Here is a 2,763-nt window from a genome sequence, read left to right as displayed (position 1 = left end):
ACCGGGACAAGCATTGCTCGCGTAGCGAGAGAGGGGCTTATCCGCTGAAATGCAAACACGCCCTAAGCATTCAGGCTAAAAAACAAAACGCCGCATCATGCGGCGTTTTTTATGGGCGATACCCCAGCGCTCAAGGCGCGCGGCGTACCGGCACGGTGATGTTGCAGACGTCGGTATGGCCTGCCGGGCGGACAATCCAGTCGCCGCCGCGGTTACGCCGCGATTCGACGACGTCGGCAAAGCTCTGGCTGTCGGTCTTCATCACTTGCAGCGGCACGCGCTCGTTTTCCGGCACTTCGCTGCCCAAGCGGATGCTTTTAATCGGTGTGTATTCTTTCGGGTCTTGGTAGAAGCCCATGTAACCGCCGTCGTTGCCGCCGCCGCGCGGCAGTGAGCTGAGCAGCTCTACGCCTTGCAGGACGCGGCCGACAAGGGTGATGTTGCGGTCCAGGTGGCGCGGCGATTGGCCGATGACGACGTACAGCTCGGTACCGTTGCTGCTGTCCGGCGGATTATCGCGACCGGCGCCGAGGATGCCGTAGCAGTGGGCTATCCAGGCGCTGTCTTTTTCGCTGGCGACCGGGAAGCCGTCGGCAAAGCCGACTTTTTCCGACCAGCCGTCCGGATCGGGCAGGGCGGTGAAGTTCAGCCCTTGCAGCGGGCGCTCAAATTCTGCCGGGAGTTTTTTGGCCTCGGCGGGCAACGGTTTTTGTTTGTCGGTATCGACGTTGGGGTCGCCGAACTGGGTGACGTAGTTGTCTTGCACGCGGTAGATGCTGAGGCCGTCCCAGAAGTGTTTCTGCGCCAGCATGCGGATTTGCGCGACGTGTTCCGGTGCGAAGTCGGGGGCGAGTTCGTAGATGACGGTGCCTTTGTCCAGCTGCATGTAGAGCAGGTTGGCAGGGTCAACGCTGCGCCAGGCGTCCGCCGGAGCGCTGGCGATGATGTCGTCCGTGCTGCGGTAGGGCTTTTTCGCTTCTTCGGCGAGGGCGGGCGCGGTGCAAAGAACGGCACAGGTCAGGGCGAGTACGGTTTTTTTCATGGTTTGAGCCTCAACGGTTGAGCCAGCAAATCGTGGCCCGGGCCAAGCTACGCGATAGACGCGGGAGCGTCAATAGGGTTTGGGGGATTTTTGTGGTTTTAAGAATAGTTTTGGGGTTTTTAGGTTGTTTGTGGTGTTTTTGTGGCGGTATTTGCTGATGAAAAGGGCTCTCTTGGTGTGTTTGTCTTGTGCGCTTGGCGCGTGCGCGTAACCGCCTCGTTTTCAAATTCTGCGGACGGTTACGGCTGTGCCAAGGCGCTTCCTATGACGTCGGGTTTTCGGTAAAGACGTCCTGCCAGATGGCAATCACTTGCTCGCGCAGTGGTTGCCATTCGCGTGCCGGGACGTGGTTGTCGGTGTCGTTCAGTTGGCGGTGGTGCGTCTCGAAGCGCAGTTTGCGGTAGGCATCGCGCAGGGTCATCGCCTGCGACGAGGTGAGGATGCCGGTCGCTTCCAGCGCCGCCAGTTGGCGGATATTGTCGCTCATGCGGCACAGTACCGGCTCTTCCGCGCCGTGCGCCAAGAGCAGGTATTGCACGATGAATTCGATGTCGATGAGGCCGCCCGCGCCTTGTTTGAGGTGGAAGCTGCCGTCGGCCGGGTCGGGGTGGTTGGCGTGCATTTTTTCGCGCATGGCAAGGATTTGTGCGCGCAGGTCGGGCGGGGCGGGCAGGGTGAGGATTTGTTGGCGCAGTTCGTTGTAGCGTGCAGCGAGCGCGGCGCTGCCTGCCACCGGGCGGCTGCGGGTCAGTGCCTGGTGTTCCCACGTCCAGGCGTTTTCGCGCTGGTAGCGGGCAAAGCCCTGGATACTGTGCGCGGGCAGGCCGCTTGCGCCGCCGGGGCGGAGGCGGGTGTCGATGTCGTAGGTGATGCCGTTGCTGCTTGGCGCGCCGAGGAGGTTGGTGGTGCGCTGCGCGAGGCGGCTGTAGTACTGCTGGTTATCGATGGGTTTCGCGCCGTCGGTCATGCCCTGGCTGTCGCCGTCGTCGTAGAGGTATACGAGGTCGAGGTCGGAGCCGTAGCCGAGTTCGAGTCCGCCCAGTTTGCCGTAGCCGATGATGGTGATTTCTGCCGGGCTGCCGTCGGCTTTGCGCGGGGTGCCGTGTTTGCCGCGCAGGGTGGCTTCGGCGTGGTTGAGCGCGGCTTGCAGGGTGGTTTCGGCGATGTGGCTCAGTTGGTCGCTCACTTGCATCAGCGGCAGGTGGCCGTGGGTGTCCGCCCAGGCGGTTTTGAAGGTCTGGACGTGTTTGTAGTCGCGCAGCGCGTGTTGCCAGGTTTCTTCGTCGTCGATGTTTTGCAGGCGCGCGGCGAGGTCTTGCGCGAGGGCGTCTTTGCCCTGCGGCAGGCGGCGGTTGTTGGTGATGTCGTCCAGCACGAGCGGGTGCGCGGCGATGTACTGGATGAGCCAGACGGCGCTGTTGGCAATGTTGTGCAGGTGGGCGATGAGCGCGGGTTGTTCGGCGAGCATGGTGATGTAGCTGCTGCGGCCGCTGATGGCGCTGATGAGGTCAAGCATTCCGCCGAGGCCGTGCCAGCGGCCGTCCTGCTGGCTGTGCTGGAGGATGGCGGGGAGGATGTGGGCGAGGCGTTTGTGGGTAGTCTGCGGCAGGCGGTGCCAGTTGGTGTCGCGTGCCCAGGCGGCAAGGCGGGCGGCGACGGGGGCGCGGACGGCGGCGTCGGGCAGGGTTTGTTCGAGCCAGCGGGCGAGGCGCGGGTCGTCA

1 protein-coding gene and 1 pseudogene are annotated in these 2,763 nt (G+C 63.2%); both read right to left on the bottom strand.

Features of this window, described 5'->3' with window-relative positions:
- Nucleotides 1–130: 130 nt before the first annotated feature.
- Nucleotides 131–1,042 (bottom strand): peptidylprolyl isomerase, encoded by a 912-nt coding sequence (locus Q0349_RS03255; RefSeq protein WP_298079444.1) that lies wholly within the window; start codon nt 1,040–1,042, stop codon nt 131–133.
- Nucleotides 1,043–1,304: 262 nt separating this feature from the next.
- Nucleotides 1,305–2,763 (bottom strand): annotated as a pseudogene (locus Q0349_RS03250) (bifunctional [glutamate--ammonia ligase]-adenylyl-L-tyrosine phosphorylase/[glutamate--ammonia-ligase] adenylyltransferase); the annotation flags it as partial.

The sequence above is a fragment of the uncultured Cardiobacterium sp. genome, assembly GCF_938028185.1.
Lineage (GTDB): Bacteria > Pseudomonadota > Gammaproteobacteria > Cardiobacteriales > Cardiobacteriaceae > Cardiobacterium.
Note: the sequence above shows the minus strand (reverse complement) of the source record. Positions and strands in the feature narration are given on the sequence as shown.